At 50.1% G+C, this 17,595-nt stretch carries 17 protein-coding genes, 2 other RNA genes and 1 pseudogene; 5 read left to right on the top strand and 15 right to left on the bottom strand.

The features are described 5' to 3' along the window. Positions 1-7 precede the first annotated feature (7 nt). The 7 genes and pseudogenes from J5W02_RS03315 to J5W02_RS14860 form a co-directional block, all read right to left on the bottom strand. Positions 8-889, bottom strand: a complete 882-nt coding sequence (locus J5W02_RS03315) for a DUF6017 domain-containing protein (RefSeq protein ID WP_219964214.1) — start codon at positions 887-889, stop codon at positions 8-10. A 29-nt stretch (positions 890-918) separates the two neighbouring features. Next, positions 919-2,781, bottom strand: a complete 1,863-nt coding sequence (locus J5W02_RS03310; RefSeq protein WP_219964213.1) for a DUF5057 domain-containing protein — start codon at positions 2,779-2,781, stop codon at positions 919-921. A gap of 66 nt (positions 2,782-2,847) precedes the next feature. Next, a complete protein-coding gene (locus J5W02_RS03305; RefSeq protein WP_219964212.1) occupies positions 2,848-3,438 on the bottom strand; it encodes a hypothetical protein in 591 nt (196 codons plus the stop codon). A gap of 43 nt (positions 3,439-3,481) precedes the next feature. Beyond that, positions 3,482-4,069 (bottom strand): hypothetical protein, encoded by a 588-nt coding sequence (locus tag J5W02_RS03300; RefSeq protein ID WP_219964211.1) that lies wholly within the window; start codon positions 4,067-4,069, stop codon positions 3,482-3,484. Positions 4,070-4,135: 66 nt separating this feature from the next. Continuing rightward, on the bottom strand, positions 4,136-5,065 hold the full coding sequence (locus tag J5W02_RS03295) for a ParB/RepB/Spo0J family partition protein (protein WP_219964210.1): 930 nt from the start codon (positions 5,063-5,065) through the stop codon (positions 4,136-4,138). Further along, positions 5,022-5,840 (bottom strand): ParA family protein, encoded by an 819-nt coding sequence (locus J5W02_RS03290; RefSeq protein WP_219964209.1) that lies wholly within the window; start codon positions 5,838-5,840, stop codon positions 5,022-5,024. Before J5W02_RS03290 ends, J5W02_RS03295 begins: the two co-directional genes overlap by 44 nt. Before the next feature lie 622 nt (positions 5,841-6,462). Next, positions 6,463-7,534 (bottom strand): annotated as a pseudogene (locus tag J5W02_RS14860) (IS3 family transposase). 512 nt (positions 7,535-8,046) lie between these two features. Here J5W02_RS14860 and J5W02_RS03280 point away from each other — a divergent pair. Continuing rightward, positions 8,047-8,922, top strand: coding sequence for an AraC family transcriptional regulator (locus tag J5W02_RS03280; RefSeq protein ID WP_219964208.1), 876 nt, complete (start codon positions 8,047-8,049; stop codon positions 8,920-8,922). Positions 8,923-9,188: 266 nt separating this feature from the next. Here J5W02_RS03280 and ssrA read toward each other — a convergent pair. From ssrA to ffs, 6 genes are all read right to left on the bottom strand, one after another. Continuing rightward, positions 9,189-9,536: a transfer-messenger RNA gene (gene ssrA / locus J5W02_RS03275) on the bottom strand. Between the two features lie 78 nt (positions 9,537-9,614). Beyond that, positions 9,615-10,079 (bottom strand): SsrA-binding protein SmpB, encoded by a 465-nt coding sequence (smpB, locus tag J5W02_RS03270; RefSeq protein ID WP_219964207.1) that lies wholly within the window; start codon positions 10,077-10,079, stop codon positions 9,615-9,617. A gap of 76 nt (positions 10,080-10,155) precedes the next feature. Further along, positions 10,156-10,758, bottom strand: coding sequence for a recombination mediator RecR (gene recR / locus J5W02_RS03265; protein ID WP_219964206.1), 603 nt, complete (start codon positions 10,756-10,758; stop codon positions 10,156-10,158). Positions 10,759-10,760: 2 nt separating this feature from the next. After that, on the bottom strand, positions 10,761-11,111 hold the full coding sequence (locus J5W02_RS03260) for a YbaB/EbfC family nucleoid-associated protein (protein ID WP_219964205.1): 351 nt from the start codon (positions 11,109-11,111) through the stop codon (positions 10,761-10,763). Positions 11,112-11,132: 21 nt separating this feature from the next. Further along, complete coding sequence (gene dnaX, locus J5W02_RS03255; protein WP_219964204.1) at positions 11,133-12,782, bottom strand: DNA polymerase III subunit gamma/tau; 1,650 nt, start codon at positions 12,780-12,782, stop codon at positions 11,133-11,135. A 76-nt stretch (positions 12,783-12,858) separates the two neighbouring features. After that, positions 12,859-12,957, bottom strand: an RNA gene (ffs, locus tag J5W02_RS03250) — signal recognition particle sRNA small type. Positions 12,958-13,152: 195 nt separating this feature from the next. Between ffs and J5W02_RS03245 the strand changes: the two genes are divergently transcribed. From J5W02_RS03245 to J5W02_RS03235, 3 genes are read left to right on the top strand one after another with little or no spacing between them, the layout of a single operon-like run. After that, positions 13,153-13,437: an autorepressor SdpR family transcription factor gene (locus tag J5W02_RS03245; RefSeq protein ID WP_330659654.1), complete on the top strand. Its 285-nt coding sequence runs from the start codon at positions 13,153-13,155 to the stop codon at positions 13,435-13,437. Continuing rightward, on the top strand, positions 13,427-14,062 hold the full coding sequence (locus J5W02_RS03240) for an SdpI family protein (protein ID WP_219964202.1): 636 nt from the start codon (positions 13,427-13,429) through the stop codon (positions 14,060-14,062). The genes J5W02_RS03245 and J5W02_RS03240 overlap by 11 nt, the downstream gene beginning before the upstream one ends. Positions 14,063-14,117: 55 nt before the next feature. Further along, a complete protein-coding gene (locus J5W02_RS03235; RefSeq protein ID WP_219964201.1) occupies positions 14,118-14,918 on the top strand; it encodes a YhfC family intramembrane metalloprotease in 801 nt (266 codons plus the stop codon). Between the two features lie 79 nt (positions 14,919-14,997). On the opposite strand, the gene J5W02_RS03230 is transcribed toward J5W02_RS03235, so the two are convergent. Beyond that, positions 14,998-15,558 carry a PduL/EutD family phosphate acyltransferase gene (locus J5W02_RS03230; RefSeq protein WP_407928352.1) on the bottom strand — a complete coding sequence of 187 codons (561 nt, stop codon included), beginning with the start codon at positions 15,556-15,558 and terminating at the stop codon, positions 14,998-15,000. 168 nt (positions 15,559-15,726) lie between these two features. On the opposite strand from J5W02_RS03230, the gene J5W02_RS03225 reads away from it, so the two are divergent. Next, positions 15,727-16,290: a uracil-DNA glycosylase gene (locus J5W02_RS03225; protein ID WP_219964199.1), complete on the top strand. Its 564-nt coding sequence runs from the start codon at positions 15,727-15,729 to the stop codon at positions 16,288-16,290. 44 nt (positions 16,291-16,334) lie between these two features. Here J5W02_RS03225 and J5W02_RS03220 read toward each other — a convergent pair whose 3' ends face one another. After that, the gene (locus J5W02_RS03220) at positions 16,335-17,591 is read right to left on the bottom strand and encodes a glycosyltransferase family 4 protein (protein ID WP_219964198.1); all 1,257 of its coding nucleotides are present in this window, start codon (positions 17,589-17,591) and stop codon (positions 16,335-16,337) included. Positions 17,592-17,595: the final 4 nt, after the last annotated feature.

Raw genomic sequence — 17,595 nt, 5'->3', positions numbered from 1 at the left:
AGGGCGTTTACCGTCCGGGCGGGCCGCTTCCGTACATGTCGTGATTGACCAGCGCCGAGTAATAGTTGCTGATTGTGGTCGGAGCCTGATACAGCGCGGTCAGAATGTAGCTTCGGATGTTGCGGACGTCGGTGGTGTTTTTGTCGAGACACTCCAGCACATATTCGATGTGGCTGTCGTCGAGCTTCAAAAGCCTGCTTTTCACCTTTTCAGCGGGCATGTCCTCACCGGCGATCCGGATTTCCTTTTTCCGGCTGCACACGGTGTCGAGCAGGATGCCCACGATTTCATCCAGATGCTCCGGGTCGCACCGCTGACGCAGGACGTCGTAGGAAATATTCTCCTTGATGATTTCGCGGTAGGCATCCGCCGCATCCATCGCATCAGCCGGGGCGTCGGCTTCCGGCTTTCGGTCTGCCGGATTGGATTGATACGTACTTGCTCCATACGTATTTGATTTTTTAGGGAGATTAGTTCCCTTAGTATTTAATTGCGCGGGATTTTCCGTATCCGGTTTTCCCATATCCGGGTTATCCAGATACGGCTTTTCCGTATCTGGTGAATCCGTATCCGGGAAAGGCGTACCCGGCGGCTTGTGCGGCTGCTCGTAGATGGTGTATTCGGTGTCCGTGATGCGTCCGTCTTTGCCGCGAAGCTGACGGCGCTCCATATAGCCCGCGTTCTCCAGCTCCTTGAGCGCCTTTCCGATGGCGTCCACTCCCTCACGGCAGATGGATGCAAGGCCCCGCGTGGTGTAATCCCAATCGCCCGGAAGGGAGAGCATCACGGACAGCAGCCCTTTCGCTTTTAGGGACAAGGCCCTGTTTTTCAGATGATGGTTGCTCATGACCGTGTAATCCCGCGTCCGTTCCACACGAAAAACCGCCATTTTGTATCACTCCCTTCTATACGGACGATTCAGTCCGCAATCGTAAAATTCAGCGTCAGCTCATGGGACACGTTCGTTGCCTTTGCCCATGCCAGACCAAATTTAGCGGTAAGCGCAAGATTTCCTGACGCTCCGTTCGCGCCGAGCGTCCCCAACGGAACTTCCGACGTAAGGTCGCCTGTGTAAACGGGCGTTGTCCGGTCAACCGCCGTCCAGCCTGAACCGGTTGTTTTGTTGATTCCCACGCCGAGCGCGATTTCGCTTCCGGTCTGCGCCACCGTCAGGCTGTTCCAGTCGGAATAGGACGTGGGGGCGGCGTCACCGATGCCGGAGGTCGCTTTCAGGCCCGTGACGGAAACTTGGACGGGAAATGTGGAATTGTTGATAATCGGAATGTCCGGTGCGGTAAACGGCGTGTTGCTGTTCGGATCAATCGCGTAACTGATGCTGACCGGATGGGTCACGGATACCAGTTCGTCCGTATGGTAGTGCGCGACAGCCGAGATGTTTCCGGCATTATCCACGGCGGCGATATGGATGTAAAAGCTGCTGCCGGACGGGCGGGAGAAAGTATAGCTGTTTAATGTAGTCGTAATACTCCCGTCCGGGACGGTATCGGACTTATCGTCCACCACGATGGAATATCCCTTCATTCCGGCTTTTAGGGATGTTGAAATAACCGGAGAATCGTACTTCGCGCCGTCGTTCTGTCCGGTAGCCTCCACATAATATTGATAACCCGTCGCGTTGTCCTGCGAGGAATAATTGACGGTATACTGTGTCCGGTCGGAATTGTGCGTGACGCCGGAAATCGCCGGTTCGTCCGGCGCGTCCAAATCCTGCCCCTTGTGGTCGTTCCAGCTTGTGTCGGTCGTGATCTGAGCGAGGTAAAACAGAGTATTGGCCGTAACGCGCTGTTCGTCCGGCGTGGCCTCTCCGTTTGAATGGCCGGTCTGAATCATGGCGCAGTTCGACCAACTGGTGAGATAAAAGGTGTTGGTGCCCTGCCCGCCGGAACCGGTTGCCTCCGCGCTGTTGGGGTAAGTGTAGGGTTGCTGATACGTCATCCAGACATCCCCGAAAGCAAGCTGATTGGAATGGGACATCGGAACATTCAGAACCGTGCCCACGTCCCCGATTGTCCACGGATAGTTAGTGAGCAGACCCTTCTTGGAAACCTTGATTTGCGAACTTCCGAGCACGGTATAATGCGGGATAGTCTGAATATCGCAGTAGTGCGCGAGTTTGAAAAAGTTCGGCATGGAGATCGTATCGTTGTCCACCATCGTGTCATGCCCGAACAGAACGCCGCGCCCGGTTTTGATAAAAGCGTCGGTCTTGGTTTCCGCTACGGCGGACAAATCCTGACTGGCGAAAGCGTCCCATGCTCCGAAATACAGCACGTCGTATTTGTAACTGCCGTCTGCGTTTTTCAGATAAGCGTCCGGGTTCGCGTTGAAATCGGAAATCGACACGGCGTCCACGGAAATGAGGCCCTTGCCGTATCCCTTGGAATCGTATTCGTTCGGCGTTTCCATCCACATTTTGAGAGACGCCGATTTCGGCAGGGTGTAGCTTTTGCCCTGCCATGTCGTAAAGGAAACGGTCGGATCGACAACGGGATAGATGTTCAAAACCTTCGCACTGTCTTTGGCAGGGATGCTCTGAAAAGTCGATTCATGCGCAGACTTGGAATAGAGCATGTAGCTGTACGGCTGGCTTTTGTCGCTGTTTGTCCAGTTCAGCGCCACAAAGTTCCCGGACGGGTTCGGCGTCGCGGTCAGTGTCAGAACCGATGCGGCGGAGGCCGCAAATGCGGGTGAAGCACCGGACAGCAGAATCCCGGCGGCAAGCAGAGGCGCGAGAAAAAGCCGCCTGAATGATTGTTTCAAATAAAAATCCCCCTTTCGGCGTGGAAGGTCGGCCGGGAAAATCCCGGCCGATTCCCACTTGTGCCTTTATGCGAGCTGGAACTGAAAAACAAGCTGATGGTTGGCCGTGTACGCCCCGTCGAAGGCGAGGCCGTAATCTGCTGTCAGGAACAACGCGCCGGAAGTGCTCGGATTCAGCGTCCCAACCTGTAACGGCGAATCGTTCACCGCCCAATGGGTGGAAGTGCTATACCCACTGTTCCAGCCGGAATTGGCCTTTGCAGAAATGCCGAGCGCGATGTATTTTTTGGAATCCGCAAGGTTGAGCGAGCGCCACGCTTTTGCGGACGGGTCAACGTCGGTGAAGGTAAGCGTTCCACCCGAAGCGGCTTTCAGGGATTCCACCGTGGCGATCACCGCAACTTTGGTGTTGTTGGTCACGGTGATGTCCGGCGCGGTAAAAGTTTCGGCGTCCGGGCTGATGGCGTAGGCCACGTTGATCGGGTGGGTGACGGAAATGGTCAGCGGCGAGATGGAGCCGTTGATCGTCACGTTGCCCGTGACGCTGCCCGTACCGGTGTCGGTCTTGTCGGCGGCGAACGCCGGGACTGCCGCCGTCACGCCGAGCACGGCAAAGGTGACGATGCCCGCGAGAACTCTTTTGAATCTGGTTTTCATTTGAAAACCTCCATACTTTTATTTCAACCGCAAAAGCGGTTGATTACGAAACGGAAAGACGGATTTTGTAGTCGGCCATTCCGAGGTAAGCCTTGGTATCCTTGTTGTAATACCGAATCGTCGCCATCACGCTGTAATTCCCGGATGAAACCTGACGGGACAGGGTAAGCCCGTCGATGTGCTGCCCCGGATAGATCGGCGCGGATTTCGCCACGGTTTCGCCGTTCAACACGATTTCACACTGCATAATGACGGTGTTGGAGGAGGGATTCTCCACTTCCCATGTACCGGTGCTGCCTTTCGCACCGCTGGAAAAGGAAGCCTGCGCGCTCACTTTGTCGGTAACGGTAACTTCCTGCTTTTGAAGCCGGGACAGAATTTCCTGCCGTGACGGGGTGCTGCTGCTTCCCGGTTTCGCACTCTCGGTATCGTCCAGCGACGGAGCGGACGATGAGGGAACGGAGCTGGACGGCGGCGGGTTTGGGCAGGGGTGCTGATTTCCGCAGCTCCGCAGTAAAAGCAGCAGGAGAAGCAGCAACAGCAGAAGAATCGCAAGAATGTACGGCCACTTGCGTTTTCGCTTTTTATCCTCCTTTTTACCTTTACTTTCGTTGACTTGTTCAGTTGTCATGCGGTTTCCTCCTTAATCAAGACATAAAAAAAGGCGCTCCTTTCGGAACGCCTGAAACGACGGTTATTACCTTTCCTGATCCCGCTGCCGCTTTTTCTGCCATCCGTCCAGCAGCCGGATAATGATCTGTTCCATCTGCTGCGGGGTATACGATTTTGGAAAATACTTCTGGAGTTTATCCGCCTTAATGGTCAGGTCGTTTTTTTCCGGTTTCTTTTCCTCCGACATGATTGCCAGCATACTGTCCTCGTTCAGATGACCCTCCTGACTGAAATTTTTCAGCCGTTGGGCCTGCGAAAGCGAGGGGGTGGCCTGTTCGCTTTCGATAGTGTCGAGCAAAAGCGTCTGTTCCTCCGGTTTCAGGTACGACAGCTCCACAGCGGGGGTCATAGCGATTTTTTTATCGTCCACCATCTGCTGAAGCTGCGGCGTCAGCTCGTTCAACCGGATAAAACGCTGCACCTGTCTGCCGCTTTTACCAGCTTCTTTTCCTACAATCGCAGCACTTTCTAAATTCCCGACAAGTTGTCGGGAATTTTCTTTGGACGGTCGCCCGGCCTGACGCCGAATGGCGTCCAGCTTCATTTTGTACGCCTTGGCCCGTTCGCTCGGCAGGATATTTTCACGCTGGATGTTGCTGTCAACCATGATAATGGTCGCGGCGTCATCGTCCAAATCGCGGACGATCACCGGCATGGTGGGAAGCCCCGCCAGTTCGCAGGCGTGTTTACGCCGGTGGCCGGAAATAAGCTCATAGCCGCCGTCCGCACGGGGACGGACAATGGCGGGAACCAATACGCCGTATTCCTTGATACTTTCCACGGTTTCTTTCATGGAATCATCGTCCCGCACCTGAAACGGATGGTCGGGGAACGGGTGCAGCTCCGAAAGCGGCATATCCGTGACCTTTTCCCGCTTGGCGTCCTCGCGGGTTTCCTCCGTGGAAAAAATATCATCGTAGCTGTTCAGACTTATGTTTTTGGCGCTGCTTTTCAATTTTAAGCACCTCCTTCGTCAGCTCACGGTACGCCTCGGCAACCTTGCCCTTCGGGTCGTGGGCAAAAATGCTCCTGCCCTCCGCGCTGATTTCGGCGGCGCGGACGGAATGGGGAATCTCCACGTCAAATACTTTCAGCTTTGAGCCGTAGGTATCACGCAGCAGGACGCTGCTTTCTTTGGCATAGTTGGTACGGCTGTCCACCATCGTCAGCAGAATACCGTCGATTTTGAGCTTCGGATTGATCTGCCGCCGAACCTTGTTGATCGTCTGTAAAAGCTGTTCAAGGCCCTTTGCCGGAAGATACTGCGCCTGAACGGGAATGAGCACGCTGTCGGCTGCGGCCAGCGCGTTGACGGTCAGCATCCCCAGCGAGGGCATACAGTCCAGCAGCACATAGTCGTATTGGTGCTTCACTCCGTCCAGATACTGCTTCAGAACCTTTTCGCGGTTCATGGCGTTAACAAGCGAAACCTCCATACCGGACAGTTCGATGTTGGCGGGCATCAGGTTTACGCCTTCATCATGATGAAGAAGTCCCTCGCCGGGGTCGATGGGTTCTTCGTTCAACACCTTGCCCATCACCGTCGCCAGCGTCACGGACAGTTGATCGGGCTGGGAATTGCCCAAACTGATGGTCAGGGAACCTTGCGGATCGCTGTCCACCAAAAGCACTTTTTTCCCTTCCTGCGCCAGCCCGATGCCGAGATTGGCACAAGTCGTGGTCTTGCCGACGCCGCCCTTTTGGTTGGCAACGGCAATTACATTGGTCATGTGATTTTTCACCTCCCGCTGAAATCAAAACCACGCGTTGAACGCGTGGTATGCACAAGCCCTGAAAGGGCATAGTACTGGCACGCGTCTCAAGACGCACCGAAATACTGTCAATCGCATTACACGCCCTACGGCCCGTGAACGGGCAATATTCGTAAGCCTTATGGTTCTACGACAGTAAATGGAATTGTCAGTTTCTCCGCTTCGCTCCGAAAAAACGAAAATCGCTATAAGCGTTTCATTCCACCAGCAGAGCTGGTGGTTTTATGCGCTGAAGCTACAATAAAAAAGGACGTTCCATAAGCAGGAACGTCCTAAAATGATATGCAATTCGTCATTCAGCCGGTTTTTTCAGGTTTGAGAGAGGGTTTGGCCGAGAGCCACTTCGCCGCAAACCCGCATGAATACTGAGTTTTTGCCTTTTCGTTTTCACCTTCCCGAATAACGCATGTTCAAAGATTGGTTTGTAATGTAAGAGACTGTTGCAAAACAGCTCAAAACGAAATTACCCCCCGGCTGTTGAAGTGGCCCCTGGTTTTTGTCATACAAACGCCCCCTGTTGTATTTTTAATTCTACAACAGGTTGGGAAGGTCAAGAAAAACTGGACAGAAAGTTAAGCATTTAAGAATTTTGTATTTCAAACTGTATAGGACTTAGCCAACCCAACGCAGAATGAATCCGTTTAGTATTGTAGTAGGTTTCAATGTATTTAAAAATATCCATGCGGGCTTGTTCAGGATTGTCATAATCAGCATCCTGAACAAGCTCTGTTTGCAGCCATATCGCAGAAGTAAGGACTGAAAGCGCTGTGATGTATACTGCGAACCACGGTCCGTATGTACAATAAGTCCTTCTTGCGGGTGTTCACGGCCAACAGCTTGATAAAAAGCAGCCATAACTAAGCCGTCTTTGATTTTAGTATCCATTGACCAACCAGCTACCTTGCGTGAAAAGATGTCAATAAATACGGCTAAATAAAGAAATCCATGCCGTGTAGGAATATATGTAATATCTCCAACCCAAATTTGGTTCTTTTGCGAAGCTGAAAAAACTCGGTTCAGAATGTTTTCCCGTTCTTCATATTGGGTTTTGTTGGGATAATAACGATATAGCTTCTTCGCTCCTTTGGCGATTAACCCTTGCCCGCTCATGATGTGGGAGACTCGTTTTTCATTAATTCTAATGTTGCGCTGTAACAACACTTTCTGAATACGACGTGAACCGTAACGGCCTTCGTTCTCTTTGAAAATATCTAAAATCATTTCTGCCAGAGCCTCATTCTCAATGGATCTTTTGCTCTTGCGCCGGTGTAGGTATTCGTAATACCCGGAACGTGAGATTTTCAAAATTCTGCAAGCCTTCTTGATATTATACTTTTTCTGATTTTCTTTCAAAAATTGAAATCTCACACATTCTTTTGCTTCAAGAAGGCCTGGAGTTTTTTTAATAGTTCATTCTCCATTTGCAGTTCTTCATTTTTCTTTTGTAACTTCTTAATCTCATATGTAGAATTAAAAAGTGCGTTTCCATGGCCCGGAAACGCACTTTCTCCATATTCATCATATTCGTTGATCCAACGGCGCAGACTGCTGGGGCTAATGCCAAGTCCTTTTGCTGTGTCGAGGACAGATTTATCCTCAGTTTGTGCTAATTTTACCGCTGCTCCTTTTGATATTCCTGTTGCAGTTGGCAGACCGCAGCTTTATTATATCAAAAGGAGTTTTTCTGTTATATGGAACACTAAAGCTTTTTTTGAACTCCCCGGCACAGCCGGGGGTCTTAATACAAAAAGGCCTTGAAACCCAGTATTCATGAGGGTTCCAAGGCGATGGTGGAGATAACCGCGCTAAATCCGAACACGTTTATTTCATTAATGGAATGTTAGTGTTACTTCTATGCCTCAATAAAAAGTGCATATAGCTAAATGTTAGATTCGCCAATGATCCATCTTTCGCAATGGGTGAATCTATTTTATATACAGGAAAATCTGTTTGACAAATAATCTCTTTATAATCCTCTGATTATTTACATTTCTTATTCTAACTTATGATCGAATTTTGAGATATGCTTTCAATAGCAAGTCGATTAACCGACAGAAATATCGCTGAAAGTTCGGACGTTTAAAAACTGTGATTATCTGCAACAAAAACAACAGGACTTTATCTATGAATTTAGGTATGATAATACCGGAAGGAGGAATTTAGTATGAATGTGTTAGCTCAATTTAATGAAGCCATGGAATATATTGAACTGAATTTAATGTGCAATATTGAGCTAAATCAGATTTCGCGCATAGCTGGTTGTTCAGAATACCATTTCCGCAGAATGTTTTCTTTTCTTGCAGGAATGCCATTAGGTGAATATATTCGCCGCAGACGGTTATCCGTAGCAGGGATATTGTTACAAACTGAACCAGTAAAAGTCATTGATTTAGCATTACAACTTGGCTATGAATCACCTGAAGCTTTTAGCAAAGCTTTTCAAGTAATGCATGGAGTAACTCCATCTCAAGCCAAAAAAGAAAATACCGGACTTAAAATATTGCCACCCATGACTTTCCAATTAACAATTAGAGGAGGAATTGAAATGAATTATCGCATTGTCGAAAAGGACGAATTTAATATTGTAGGTTTCAAAAAGAGAATTACACTGCAATTCAAAGGCATTAATCCGCAGATGGATTCTTTGATCCAGAGACTGACCCCTCAAATTATTGCCGAACTTAAAGGCTTATGCGACATTGAGCCGAAAGGCATACTCAATGTTTCCACAAATTTCCAAGAGCGAACCATAGAAGGTTCCGAGTATGATCAGTTTATTGGCGTAGCAACTTCTCAAACGATTTTAAACGCCTATGATATCCTGCATGTCGCAGCATCTACTTGGGCGGTATTTAAAGTGATTGGTACTTTCCCAGATGCTATTCAGAATACATGGGCTAAAATATACTCTGAATGGTTCCCAGCATCAGGATATGAATTGACTGGAGGACCTGAGCTGCTGTGGAATGAAAGCCCTGACACGAGCAGACCAGATTATAAGAGTGAGATATGGATTCCTGTTCGTAAAATTGAAAGTTAAATACGCGATGGCTCTACGAAATATTGATTTCATTACCGCCCTCAAGTCCGGTGCACTTTCGCTGCAGTAAGGCCACATGAAATTCTAATTTTCAGTGCGACATTTTCCAATTCAGCTATGAATAAAGAGAATAAAATATCTACTGAACTTCGTAGTAGATCAATAACTTATACATCGAGGCGGTGGTATACTGAAGAAAACACTTAGATAAGCATCATAAAAATAGCATTAATTCCAAATTAAGGAATTAATGCTATTTATTTCCATGGTGGAGATGACGAGAGTCGAACTCGTGTCCGAAAATCACTTACCAAAGCTTTCTACGAGTGTAGCCGTTGATTTAACATTCCCTCCCCGCAGCGCCCAAAGGCAGGCTCTGCGGATCAGTAGTCTTTAAGTCATGACTGGGATAAAGACGTCACCCAATTCACGTTCACCGCTAATCGACGCCCTTATCCGAGCCGCGGTGTACTCGGTAAGGACGGCAGCCTAATTAGGCTGCGTACGCAACAGTATTGTTGTCGTTTAATTTTAAGTTTGCGGCTTTTAAAGCGGTTCCGCGCCGCTACTCGCTTACTAAGGCTCACAATCCCCGTCGAAACCTTTACATCCCCATATTTTTATCGACAGATAAACTTGCTTGCCTGGTTCTATTATACACGCATTTTTTAGAAAAAAATACAAAAATCTTTCTAACGGTTTCTTTCCTTGATCGCGCGGTCAATGTCCCTCTTTGCGGATTTTTCCGCCATATCGGCACGTTTGTCATACAGCTTTTTACCCTTGCAAAGGCCGACCTGCACTTTTACCATAGAACCCTTCAGGTAAACGGAAAGCGGAATCAAAGAATAGCCGTCCTGTTTAACCAGACCGAACAAACGCATAATCTCGCGTCTGTGCATTAAAAGGCGGCGGACTCTCCTCGGATCCTGATTAAAAATGTTGCCGTGCTCATACGGACTGATGTGCATTCCGTTAACCAGAAGCTCGCCCTTTACAATGGAACACCACGCATCTTTCAGGTTCACCTGCGCCTTGCGGAGCGATTTTACCTCTGTTCCGCAGAGCTCAATGCCTGCCTCCATGCTTTCCTCCACGAAATAGTCATGAAAGGCTTTTTTATTTTGCGCTAAAGTTTTTAAATTATCTTTTGCCATATAAAAAAGCCTCCCAGCCGTCGTGTTGGTATATGAGCATATCATACTCATTAAAAAATGTCAAGCATTATGTCAACTATATTTCGCTGCGCCCTTCAATTGCCCGGGTAAGCGTCACTTCGTCCGCATACTCAAGATCGCCGCCCACAGGAATTCCGTAAGCAAGCCGCGTCACCCTGACACCAAGCGGCTTTAACAGGCGCGAAATATACATGGCGGTTGCCTCACCTTCTACGGTCGGATTCGTCGCCATGATGACTTCTTTTATCTCATCGCTGTTTACGCGCGCCAGAAGCTCCTTGATGCAGAGCTGATCCGGGCCGACTCCGCTGAGGGGAGAAATGGCGCCGTGCAGCACATGATAGGTCGCGTTAAATTCGTTGGTACGCTCCAGCGCGATCACGTCCCGGGGATCCTCCACCACGCAGATGATGGATTTGTCCCTCGCCTCATTGCGGCAGACAGGACAAAGCTCCTGGTCGGTCAAGTTACAGCAAATTTTACAATAATGTATTTTTTCGTGAGCGTCCATAATGGCGTCTGCAAAATTCTGCGCGCCCTCTTTGGAAAGGCCGAGCACATAGTAAGCCAGCCTCTGCGCGCTCTTATGTCCGATGCCGGGCAGCCGCTCAAACTGCTCAATCAGGCGCGATAAAGGCGCCACATTATAGGATGGCATCGTTAAAACATACCGGGCATATTAATCCCGCCGGAGATTTTCTCCATGCGTTCGCTCTTGTCGGCAGCAGCAGCGCGAAGCGCTTCATTGACCGCGGCAAGAACAAGGTCGGAAAGCATTTCCACATCTTCAGGATCAACGACCTCCGGTTTGATATCAATGGCTTTCACTTCCATTTTACCCGATACCGTTGCTTTTACGGCATCACCGCCTGCTGTGGCGGAATATTCTTTTACTTCCAGTTCGGCTGTCGCCTGATCCATATCTTCCTGTATTTTCTGTGCCTGTCGGGCAAGCTGCTGCAAATTGGAAGCTCCGCCTCCGCCGTATCCCTGTGGCAATCTTGCTTTCATATAAAGTTCCTCCTGTAAATCCTAATTATTTTTTATGACTTGAATGCCCTCGCTCTCAGCAAGCCCGGCCAGCTCGGCAAGCGGATCGCGTGCTTTTTCGCTGTCGTGTGCTTTGTAAGGGCCCAGATTGTAGGTTTTTCCCGTCACCTGCTGAATCGCCTTGCGCATATTGTCGCGCTGGGCCGGCTCCCGCAGCAAACGGAACGCCATGTCGTTCGGTGCATCAATCAGCACATAGGCTCCGCTGATATAAGCGGCGGAACCGTTAAACGCAGCCGCAATGGTATGGGAATAATTTTTTAATATCTGAAGAATTTCCGGCCATTCGGAAAGGCGTCTTGCTTCCTTCTGAAGGCCATTCGTCTCTTTTTTCGGCTCCGCGGCAAAAGCGTTCGGTTTTTCAGCGGGTGGTTCCGACTGTTCCTCCGGCGGCATTGCCGCCAAAAGACTCTCGTCGATGCTCTCCTGAGGCTTGGTCACCGGTTTCTTTTCCGGTTCCGCTTCCGCTCTGACTGACTTTGGCTTCGGCGCAGCTCCGCCGCGTTCCAGCGCTTCGATCCTGCGGATCAGCGCTTCCGCCGTGGAGTCCAGCTCCGGCGAGCACAGGCGGATCATCGCCATTTCAAACTCAATACGCCTGTCTCCCCCGCGGTACATCCGCTCCAGTGCGGACTGCAGGGTATCCAGCCCGTGCAGAATGGCTGCAAGCGGCGTAGAAAGCGCCTGTTTTGTCAGACTTTCATATTCCGCGTCCGGTACGGCGATCATGCCGTGGGCGTCTTTTGTGGTCTTAATCAGCATTAAATTCCGGAAATGGGAAGACAGTTCTTCACACAGCCTTGCCATATCCTTGGAAGAATTATGCAGTTGGTCAATCAGTTCCAGCGCAGTGCCGGAATCATGTTGCTTTATGGCGTCGGTCAATTCAAAAAGGTGCTCCCGCCCAACCAGACCGGCGGTTTCATTCACTACGTCCACCGTGATATTTTTGCTGCGGCCCAGGCACTGATCCAAAAGGGACAGCGCGTCGCGCAGGGCCCCGTCGGCAAGACGGGCGATCAGCAGAGCGGCCTGCGGGTCAAGCTCCGCACTCTCCTGCTGAGTCACATAAGTAAGACGCTCCGCAATTTCGTTTGGCGGAATGCGGCGAAAATCAAAACGCTGGCAGCGCGACAAAATCGTCGCCGGCAGCTTGTGTACTTCTGTTGTGGCCAGAATAAAGATGACGTGTGCGGGCGGCTCCTCCAGCGTTTTGAGCAGCGCGTTGAACGCTCCCGTGGAGAGCATGTGCACCTCATCGATAATATAAACCCTGTATTTCGCAGCAGCGGGGGTAAAGTTGGCCTCTTCCCGCAAAGAACGGATATTGTCCACGCCGTTGTTGCTGGCCGCGTCAATTTCCACAATGTCCATCAGGGAACCGGCGTCTGCCGCGCGGCAGATTTCACATTCGCCGCAGGGGTCGCCGTCCACCGGCTGCAGGCAGTTGACCGCTTTGGCCAGAATTTTCGCGCAGGTCGTTTTTCCCGTTCCCCTGGAACCGGTAAACAAATACGCATGGGCAATACGGCCCGCCATCAGTTCATTTTTCAGCGTAACGGTGACCTGGGGCTGACCGACAACATCGGCAAAGACCCTTGGCCTCCACTTTCTGTACAGAACCTGATACATGCGAACACCACCCCCAGACAAATTGAAAGCAAGACAGACCGTTATCAAAACGGTTTATCATGCATTAGGATATGCAGACGAACAGACCGCCTGTATCGCGCGGGGCAGTCCACTTAATGCTGCTCGGTTCCCCGCCTGACATGGTTCATGGCGTCCCGCCGTACAGAGCCCGCCCGCCTGCATATCCTATTGCATGCATTTCTGCCTTGCTTCTCATTTCCGACTATCCTATTATAAACGATTCGGCCCAAAAAGACAACCTCTATTTTTTAGAACAGCCCCGCCTGCTTCCTGAAAATTCATGTTGACAACCGAGAAAAACATGGTATTATACATTTAGATAAATTTCTAAATGAAAGGAGCCGATGCCGTGTCTTTTCCAGAGACGTTTAAAGCTCTTTCCGACCCGACGCGCAGGGAAATCTTGAATATCCTGAAAGGCGGCGCGCTGCCCGCCGGGGAAATTTCAGAACATTTCCATATGACCGGCGCAACCGTTTCCCACCATCTGACCATCTTAAAAAACGCGGATTTAATTACAGACCGCAGATCCGGCAAGTTTATTTATTATGAACTGAATCTATCTGTCTTTGAAGAGGTTATGAATTGGTTCCAAGGTTTTTTAGACAAGGAGAATAAACGCAATGAAAAATAAGATCGGCAAATACCTGTACTGGCTGGCCGCGGTGTTTCCCTTCCTTCTTTCGGCGGCCTTCTACTCCCGGCTGCCGGAGACGATGCCCACGCACTGGGATGCCGCCGGAAATGTAAACGGCTACTCTTCCCGCTTTTTCGCCGCGTTTGGGATTCCCGCCATTCTTTTGGCTTGCGGGATATTCGTGAATTTCAGTATTTCCGCCGACCCCAAAAGGCAGAATATTGACCGGTCGCCGCAGATGAAGCTGATTTCCAGATGGCTGGTTGTCATCATCGCCAACGTGACGCAGGCTTCTGTCATTGCGAAAGTGCTGTACAAGGACTTCAATATCAGTGTCCTGATTACTGCCCTTGTCGGGATTGTAATCGCCGTCTTAGGCAACTATCTTCCCAAATGCAAGCCGAATTATACGATGGGGATCAAACTGCCGTGGACGTTGGCCAGCGAAGAAAACTGGAGGAAAACACACCGTTTTGCCGGCTTTGTGTGGATTGTGGGCGGCGTGGTGATTATCATTTCCGCTTTTTTACCGTATAAGGCGCTGCTGCTCGCTGCAATTCTTCTGCTGAGCGTGATTCCGGCAATATATTCCTACTGTCTTTTCCGAAAAGAGAAAAACTGAAGCACGGTTCCCGTTTTTTAGGAAATCAATAATTTCTATAAATGGAGATGTTTTTATGACAATTTCATCCTCTGTTTTTGCCGCCTTTCTGATTGCGGCGGCCGCCGAGCTGCTGCTTCCGGTCGTTCTTCTACTGATTCTCTGCGTGAAAAAAATCATATCTCCCAAGCCCATGTTTCTGGGTGCGGCGGCTTTTTTCGTGTCTCAGATCTGCCTGAGGATCCCGCTGCTGCAGGCTGCAGGAACGCAGAGCTGGTTCCAATCCTTTGCACTGAACACTGTCCCGTACTTGGTTATGCTCTCCATTACCGCGGGGCTTTTTGAAGAAAGTGCGCGATACCTTTGTGCGGGCTGCTTTCTGAAAAAGCAGCGCGCTTTTCGTGACGCGCTCGCGTTTGGACTGGGGCACGGTTTTTGTGAGGTCATTTTATTAACCGGAATGGCTCAGATCAACAACATCATCTATACAGTAATGATTAACAACGGCAGTTTCAGTACCATAGCTGCAAAGCTTCCCTCTGCCACGGCTCAGCAGCTTCTGTCCGCTATGACATCGGCAACACCCCCGTTGATCTATGTGGGAATTCTGGAACGCGTGTTCGCGGTCACTTTCCATATTTTCGCCAGCGTGCTGATCTTCAAAGGGGTAAACGAAAAGAAAGTCCGGTATTACTTCTTTGCCATTGCCGCTCACGCGGTGCTTGATTTCGGTTCAGTCGCACTTACGAGATCTGTAAACGTCTGGGCCGGAGAAGGGTTTGCCTTCGCAATAGCGCTTGCCGCGCTGTTCCTGATTCTCAGGATGAAGCCGGAATTTCCCAAAGAGGTACCGTATTCACAGGCATTGAAAGCCTAATGAAGTTTCCCCAAAAATTGAAGGCTCACAGATGTCAACAAAGGCCGGAGCAATGCTCCGGCCTTTGTTTTTATAAAAATTAAAGAATGACTTCGCCGTCTACCGTGCCGGGAAGTCCCGCCGCGTTGGCTTCATCGGTGTCAATATGGACTGCAAGTCCCGCCGTTTTACTGACTCTGGCAATGACATCACCGAAAATCAGGGAACGGTCGTTATAACTCAGTTTGATCTGAATGTTCTGTCCGTCTTTTACTCCGAATTCCACAGCCTGATCCGGGGTAAAATGAGCGTGGCGCTTTGCAACGATCACACCGCGGTCAATAGTAATTTCGCCCTTCGGCCCGATCACTTTGCATCCGGGGGTTCCTTCCAGATCGGCGGACATACGGATAGGGGCGTCAATTCCGAGCGTACGGGCGTCCGTTTTGGCAACTTCAATCTGCGTTTCAGGGCGAACCGGCCCGAGTATGGACATTTTCAGGGAACCTTTGGGGCCGACAACCTCTACTTTTTCGGCGCAGGCAAACTGCCCGACCTGTGACAGTGCTTTTTTGGGAGTCAGCTGAACATCGCTGCCAAACAGGGTTTCCAGATCTTCCTGTGTCAGATGAATGTGACGCGCCGACGTTTCTACGATCATTTTCAAGATGAACATCTCCAGTCCTTAATTTACTCATTTTTCAATAGTCACTTCAACATTGTAACGCAAAATATTCAAATTTTCTATACAAAAAAGCATTATACAATATCGATTCTACGATAATCATGTTATAATAAAAGGGATTCAAATAGGAAGGTGGATACCGCATTGTTTGATAACTGGGATGAATTGAAATCCGCTTGTCTGGAATGCCGCAAATGCGGCCTTTGCAACGGACGGACCAATGTTGTGTTCGGTGTTGGAAACGAAAAAGCAGGGGTCCTGTTTATTGGTGAAGGCCCCGGGGAAAACGAGGATTTACAGGGAGAGCCTTTTGTGGGAAGGAGCGGGCAGCTGCTTGACAAAATGCTGGACGCCGTTGATCTTGACCGGCATAAAAACATTTATATTGCGAATATTGTCAAGTGCAGGCCGCCGAAAAACCGCGACCCGCTGCCTGAAGAGCAGGAGATGTGCATTGACTGGCTGCGTAATCAGGTGGCGCTGATCCGACCGAAAATCATTGTGTGCCTTGGCCGTATCGCCGCTATGAAAATCATTAAGCCGGACATCAAAATTACAAAGGAGCACGGCATTTTCTTTGAGCGCAGCGGCGTTCTGATGATGGCTACGCTCCACCCCGCCGCACTTCTGCGCAATCCCAACAACAAGCCTGAAGCGTTTGACGATTTTATCAAACTGCGTGACAAAATAAAAGAACTTGATCTATAAGAAAAATGGCAGCCGACAGGCTGCCATTTGTTTATAAAAAGCAATCAGCTCTTTTGTTTCGGTTCATAAGGCATAGAAAATACATCCAGGAATTTCTGTGAAAGAACGTCGTATTCATTGTTATTCAGAATGTACTCCCTGCCGTGCTGACCCATAGCGTTCAGTTCCGCTTTGGAAAGACCAGCAAGCTTTTTGGCGGCCTTTGCAATGGCGGAGCTGTCCTCCGGGGGAATGGAAATCCCGCATTTGGCGTCTTTTACCATATCGTTCCCGGCTTCAATCGCGAAAATCACCGGTTTTCCGGCCATCATATAGTCCATCAGCTTGTTAGGGCTGACTCCGAAACGGAACAGCGGCTGACGCTGAAGGCCAACGTATAAAGCGTCCATCTGGCTGAGCAGTTCGGGGATCTGGTCGCGTTTGACCGGCTGCAGCATTTCGACAACATCGCGCAGGTTCATGTCGACCACCCGCTGTGCGAGCCGCTCGCGCTCGGGGCCCGGACCGACCATAATCAGCTTGATTTTCTTGCCGCGAAGCTTCTCCCCCGCCTCCACAAAGCTGTCCAGCGCATTGGCAATTCCGTGCGCGCCGGTGTAGCCGATCAGGAAATAGCCTTCGTCATGGAACTGCTTTAAGAGCTCATAATAAACCGGCGGGTCCGCCATCGGCTTTTCCCAGTCGCTCTTGACAATTCCGTTAGGGATACAGATATATTTTTCCGGCTTCAGCCCGTGTTCCACCATGTGCTCCTTTGCGTTTGGCAGAAGGGAAACAACGTAATCGCTGTGCTTGTAGCAATAATCCTCCGCAGCCTGCATCAGCATGATGTAGGGATGGTGCGGACTCATTCCGCCGAGCTCGATTGGGCTGAGCGGCCACAGGTCATGCACCTCATAAATCAGCATTGCATTGAATTTTTTTGCCAGCCGGTGCGCGGGATAGATGTCCAGCGGATAAGTGGAAGACGCAATGATTGCATCGGGCTTTCCCTGTGCGGCGATCTGGTCGGCATACTGATACAGTCCGTGCAGGAAAGAAAGCATATTCCGAATACGCCCCATGCCGTTGCCGTGATACTCGGGTCCCTCAATCCAGAAATAGCGGACGCCGTCCAGCGTTTCCTCCATTGTCTTTTTTCCCTGCAGATCCGGATTCACGGTGCGCAGATGGGAGTAGGAACTGGCGACCATCGTCACATTGTGCCCGGCGGCGGCCCAGCGCTTCGCCATAAAGTACGGGCGAAACTCCATGCCGTGCCGGTCGGAACCGGCGTAGTGATTGATGTAAATGATATTCATAAAT

Origin of the sequence: Caproiciproducens faecalis (assembly GCF_019448085.1) — a bacterium.
Taxonomy (GTDB): Bacteria; Bacillota; Clostridia; order Oscillospirales; family Acutalibacteraceae; genus Caproiciproducens; species Caproiciproducens faecalis.
The sequence above is the reverse complement of the archived record's forward strand: the minus strand, read 5'-3'. Positions and strand labels throughout refer to the sequence as shown.